General features: G+C 62.7%; 7 protein-coding genes. 6 read left to right on the top strand and 1 reads right to left on the bottom strand.

Annotated features, from left to right (window positions below; genetic code table 11):
* The coding region (locus HCZ87_RS19795) for a 2-amino-4-hydroxy-6-hydroxymethyldihydropteridine diphosphokinase (protein ID WP_167646692.1) at positions 1-258 on the bottom strand (258 nt) is incomplete at its 3' end.
* A gap of 133 nt (positions 259-391) precedes the next feature.
* Here HCZ87_RS19795 and HCZ87_RS19790 point away from each other — a divergent pair.
* The 6 genes from HCZ87_RS19790 (at position 392) to HCZ87_RS19765 (ending at position 4,620) form a co-directional block, all read left to right on the top strand.
* A complete protein-coding gene (locus tag HCZ87_RS19790; protein ID WP_167646690.1) occupies positions 392-961 on the top strand; it encodes an NYN domain-containing protein in 570 nt (189 codons plus the stop codon).
* A gap of 203 nt (positions 962-1,164) precedes the next feature.
* Complete coding sequence (gene ispH, locus HCZ87_RS19785; protein ID WP_167646694.1) at positions 1,165-2,127, top strand: 4-hydroxy-3-methylbut-2-enyl diphosphate reductase; 963 nt, start codon at positions 1,165-1,167, stop codon at positions 2,125-2,127.
* 131 nt (positions 2,128-2,258) lie between these two features.
* Positions 2,259-2,876, top strand: a complete 618-nt coding sequence (locus HCZ87_RS19780) for a LysE family translocator (protein WP_167646688.1) — start codon at positions 2,259-2,261, stop codon at positions 2,874-2,876.
* A gap of 27 nt (positions 2,877-2,903) precedes the next feature.
* Positions 2,904-3,503 (top strand): trans-aconitate 2-methyltransferase, encoded by a 600-nt coding sequence (locus HCZ87_RS19775; protein WP_167646686.1) that lies wholly within the window; start codon positions 2,904-2,906, stop codon positions 3,501-3,503.
* On the top strand, positions 3,496-3,954 hold the full coding sequence (rnhA, locus tag HCZ87_RS19770; protein ID WP_167646684.1) for a ribonuclease HI: 459 nt from the start codon (positions 3,496-3,498) through the stop codon (positions 3,952-3,954). The genes HCZ87_RS19775 and rnhA overlap by 8 nt, the downstream gene beginning before the upstream one ends.
* A gap of 42 nt (positions 3,955-3,996) precedes the next feature.
* Positions 3,997-4,620 carry a trimeric intracellular cation channel family protein gene (locus tag HCZ87_RS19765; protein ID WP_167646681.1) on the top strand — a complete coding sequence of 208 codons (624 nt, stop codon included), beginning with the start codon at positions 3,997-3,999 and terminating at the stop codon, positions 4,618-4,620.
* Positions 4,621-4,747: the final 127 nt, after the last annotated feature.

Here is a 4,747-nt window from a genome sequence, read left to right as displayed (position 1 = left end):
CGCTTCGATCCGGTGCAGCGCCGCCAGGACCTCTGCCGGAGAGAGGCTGGTTTTCACCATGACGGCGGCGTTCACATAATCCGGTCCGGCCCCGGCCGGAAAGCAGGGCGTGCTGAAAAAACGGGAGACCGCACAAAGCGTCAGCGCCTCTGCGCGAAACTCCGCCAAGCACGATTGCAGGGTGGCGAGCGGTGTTATACCGTCGTTTTCAAGGTTGCTTCCGAGTGCCACAAGACAGATTGACCGGATTTCGGTCATTTTTGACCCCAATTCGCTAAGACCATAGACTTGCGGGACGTGCCAAATACATTAAATTAAGTCCACCCGCGCGATCGGAGATTTTTTACACACTCACGGAATTCGCTCGCGCGACACCAGAAGGACACATTTTATGTTTTACAAGGACGAACGGCTCGCGCTGTTCATAGATGGCTCGAATTTATATGCCGCTGCAAAGGCATTGGGATTTGACATCGACTACAAGCTTCTGCGCCAGGAATTTATGCGGCGCGGCAAGCTGGTTCGGGCTTTCTACTATACGGCGCTGCTGGAAAACGACGAATATTCGCCGATCCGCCCGCTGGTTGACTGGCTGCATTACAACGGGTTTTCCATGGTCACCAAGCCGGCCAAGGAATACACCGACAGCATGGGCCGACGCAAGGTAAAGGGCAATATGGACATCGAGCTTGCGGTCGATGCCATGGAGCTGGCGCCGCGTGTGGATCACATCGTGCTGTTTTCCGGCGATGGGGACTTCCGCCCGCTGATCGCCAGCCTGCAACGCCAAGGGGTCCGGGTCTCCGTGGTCTCCACGATTCGCAGCCAGCCGCCGATGATCTCTGACGAGCTGCGCCGCCAGGCCGACAATTTCATCGAGCTGGAAGAGCTGCGCGATGTGATCGGACGGCCGCCGCGCGAAATGCCCAGCGAGCCCCGCACGGTTGCGGCCGACAGCTGAGCCACCACACCACCACCACTCCAAAACAAGAACACCCGGCGTCCCAACCGCCGGGTGTTTTTTTGTGGGCTGGTGCGAGGCTCTGCCTCGCGCTCCGGGATATTTATGAAAAGATGAAGAGCGGTGATAGGATTTGCCGCTGCTCTGGACCTTTTGGGCAACAGGGCTTAGCTCTGGGGCGGACCCAACAGGCCGAGATCATGATGACCGAAACCGCTGCCAAACCTGCCCTGACCCTTTATCTGGCCGCGCCGCGCGGTTTTTGCGCCGGCGTGGATCGCGCCATCAAGATCGTGGAGATGGCGCTGGAGAAATGGGGCGCGCCTGTCTATGTGCGCCATGAGATCGTGCACAATAAATTTGTCGTGGACGGGCTGCGCGACAAGGGGGCGATCTTTGTCGAGGAGCTGGAGGATTGCCCGGATGACCGGCCGGTGATTTTTTCGGCACATGGGGTGCCCAAATCGGTACCCGAGGCCGCCCAGGCGAGGCAGATGATCTATGTGGATGCCACCTGCCCGCTGGTTTCCAAGGTGCATATCGAGGCCCAGCGCCATGCGGAGGCCGGGTTGCAGATGATCATGATCGGCCACAAGGGCCACCCCGAGACCGTCGGCACCATGGGGCAGTTGCCGGATGGTGAAGTGCTGTTGGTGGAGACGGTCGAGGATGTAGCACATGTCGAGGTGCGCGACCCGGCGCGGCTGGCCTTTGTCACCCAGACCACCCTGTCGGTGGATGACACCAAGGATATCGTTGCCGCGCTTCAGGCGCGTTTTCCGGCCATTGTCGGCCCGCATAAGGAAGACATCTGCTATGCCACCACCAATCGCCAGGAGGCCGTGAAAGCGGTGGCGCCAAAGGCCGACGCGCTCTTGGTGGTGGGGGCGCCGAATTCATCAAACTCCCGTCGCCTGGTCGAAGTGGGCGCCAAGAACGGTTGTGACTATGCGCAGCTGGTGCAGCGGGCCGAAAACATCGACTGGCGCGCGCTGGAGGGCATCAGGACCGTGGCGATCACCGCGGGGGCCTCGGCGCCGGAGCTTTTGGTCAATGAGGTCATCGACGCCTTTCGCGCGCGCTTTGCGGTGACGGTGGAGATGGTGGAGACCGCCGTGGAGAAGGTGGAATTCAAGGTGCCTCGGGTGCTGCGGCACGCGGGCTGACAGCGGCGCCTGAAGCCGGGCTTGGCTCCTCTGCGAGGGGGCTTGTAACTTTGCCATGGCGGGCTAGGCTTCTGGCAGATTTAGAATTGTCCCTGCCCGGTCATGCGGGCCTGTATTGAGGAGCCGCCCCGTTGATTTCGCTGCAATTTCTGATCACCGCCTTTGTTGTGGTCCTCGCGCCCGGAACCGGGGTCATCTATACGCTGGCGCTTGGTCTGGGGCGCGGTCGCCGCGCTGCGGTCTGGGCGGCCCTGGGCTGCACCTTTGGGATTGTGCCCCATCTGGTCGCCGCGACGCTCGGGCTGGCGGCGGTCTTGCATTCCTCGGCGCTGTTGTTTCAGGCGGTGAAGATCGCGGGCGTGCTCTATCTGTTGTATCTCGCCTGGCAGATGCTGAAATCCGAGGGCAGCCTGTCGGTGACCGCCGCCCGACCCGAGGCCCAAAGCGGGGTCAGGATCGCCTGGCGCGGCGCCCTGATCAATATTCTGAACCCGAAGCTGTCGATCTTCTTCCTGGCGCTGTTGCCGCCCTTTTTGTCGGGAGAGGCCGCGCGGGTGACGCAGGACATGTTGCTGCTGGGTGCGGTCTTTATGGGGCTGACCTTCGCGGTTTTTGTGCTCTACGGGCTGTTTGCCGCCGAGGCGCGGCGGTTTATTCTGGGCTCCGAGCGGGTTCTGGCCTGGCTCAACCGCAGCTTTGCGGCACTCTTTGCCGCCCTGGCGCTGCGGCTGGCGATGGAACGTGCGTAAAAACCCGCAACAGCAAGGAGCCCTGAGATGAGTGACCCCGAGACCATGGAGGCCTATGCAAAGGCGGCAGAGGATTACGCCAAGGGCTTTGCCCGCGCCAAGGACACCTTCCACGAGCCGGATTATGCGGCTTTTGTCGCGGGGCTGCCCGAGGGTGGCACCGTGCTGGATCTGGGCTGCGGCCCCGGTCACTGGGCGGCGCGGCTGCGTGATGACGGTTATCGGGTGGCCGCCGTTGATGCCTCGCCGGAGATGGCCGCCTATGCGCAGGCCACCTATGGCATTGAGGTCAGCGTGGCCGACTTTGAGGATATCGCGGTTGAGGCCATGTTTGACGGGATCTGGGCGTTTTTCAGCCTGCTGCATGTGCCGCGCGATGATTTCCCCACCCATCTGCTGCGCCTGCGCCGGGCATTGAAACCGGGCGGGCGTTTCACCCTCGGCATGAAGCTTGGCGAGGGCGAAGGGCGCGATGAGCTGGGCCGGTTCTATTCCTATTACCGCACGGAGGAGCTCCAGGATATCCTTGGGGTGCTGGGGTTCACCGTCCTGCACACACGATTTGGAGATGGCAAAGGATTGGCTGGTGCAGAGGAGAGCTTTGTCGTAGTGACCGCCCATGCCTGATTTATTTGCTTATACCGACGGAGCCTGCTCCGGTAATCCTGGCCCCGGCGGCTGGGGCGCCCTCTTGCGTGCCATGGACGGCGACACCGTCGTCAAGGAGCGCGAGCTGAGCGGCGGCGAGAAAGAGACCACCAACAACCGGATGGAGCTTCTGGCCGCGATTCATGCGCTGGAGAGCCTCGCGCGGCCCTCCAGGATCACCGTGGTGACCGATTCCGCCTATGTGAAGAACGGCGTCACCGGCTGGATTTTCGGCTGGAAGAAAAACGGCTGGAAAACGGCCGCCAAGAAGCCGGTGAAGAATGTCGAGCTCTGGCAGCGGCTGGATGCGGCGCAGGCCCGCCACGAGGTGACCTGGGAATGGGTCAAGGGCCACGCGGGCCATCCCGAAAACGAACGCGCAGACGAGCTGGCCCGCGCCGGCATGGCACCGTTCAAGAAGGGCGGCTGAAGCGCTACGGCCCCGCGCAACCTGCTGCAAGGAGGCGGATGCATGACCATCCTGACGTTGCTTGATTACGCCTCTGTTATCGTTTTTGCCGCCTCCGGCGCCATGGTGGCGAGCCGCGCACAGCTGGATATCGTGGGCTTTGCCTTCATCGCCTGCCTGACGGCGGTGGGCGGCGGCACCCTGCGCGACGTGTTGCTGGATCGAAACCCGGTGTTCTGGATGGGCGATCCGATGCCGGTCCTTTTGGCCTCTGGCGTCGCGGTGGTTGTGTTCTTCACCGCGCATCTGGTGGAGAGCCGCCTGCGATGGGTGATCTGGCTGGACAGTTTTGCCCTGGCCATTGCGGTGCCTGCGGGCACCGGCGCCGCGATGGAGCTGGGGCACGGGCCGGTTATTGTGGTATTGATGGGGATGGCGACAGGGGCGCTTGGCGGCTTGATGCGGGATGTGGTCTGCAATGAGGTGCCATTGGTGCTGAAACAGGGAGAGCTCTATGTCTCCTGCGCCATGGCAGGCGGGATCGTGGCGATCCTGTTGGCCGGGCTTGGCTTTTCGGTCGCAACCGCGCTGCTGGGCTGCGCAATCGTCACCTGGGGAATGCGGGCGGGCTCGCTGGCCTTTGGCTGGCACCTTCCGGTCTATAAATCCCGCCCCCCGCGCAGCTAGCGGCCTCGCAGCCATCTGAATATCCGCAAGGGACGACGGTGTGGGACGCAGGCTCTCCCGCCAAAACCGCATGCCCTGTCGGGCCCTTGTTTTGTTGGGCCGAGCGCGGTGGCGCGCCCGCAGGGCG

Source organism: Phaeobacter sp. HF9A (assembly GCF_011806385.1).
Taxonomy (GTDB): Bacteria; Pseudomonadota; Alphaproteobacteria; order Rhodobacterales; family Rhodobacteraceae; genus Epibacterium.
This window is presented reverse-complemented; position numbering and strand designations above follow the sequence as displayed.

Bases quoted from the DNA above. Each gene is read 5' to 3' on its own strand.
- HCZ87_RS19790 (WP_167646690.1), top strand. From the start codon at position 392: ATGTTTTACAAGGACGAACGGCTCGCGCTGTTCATAGATGGCTCGAAT.
- ispH (WP_167646694.1), top strand. From the start codon at position 1,165: ATGACCGAAACCGCTGCCAAACCTGCCCTGACCCTTTATCTGGCCGCG.
- HCZ87_RS19775 (WP_167646686.1), top strand. From the start codon at position 2,904: ATGAGTGACCCCGAGACCATGGAGGCCTATGCAAAGGCGGCAGAGGAT.
- rnhA (WP_167646684.1), top strand. From the start codon at position 3,496: ATGCCTGATTTATTTGCTTATACCGACGGAGCCTGCTCCGGTAATCCT.
- HCZ87_RS19765 (WP_167646681.1), top strand. From the start codon at position 3,997: ATGACCATCCTGACGTTGCTTGATTACGCCTCTGTTATCGTTTTTGCC.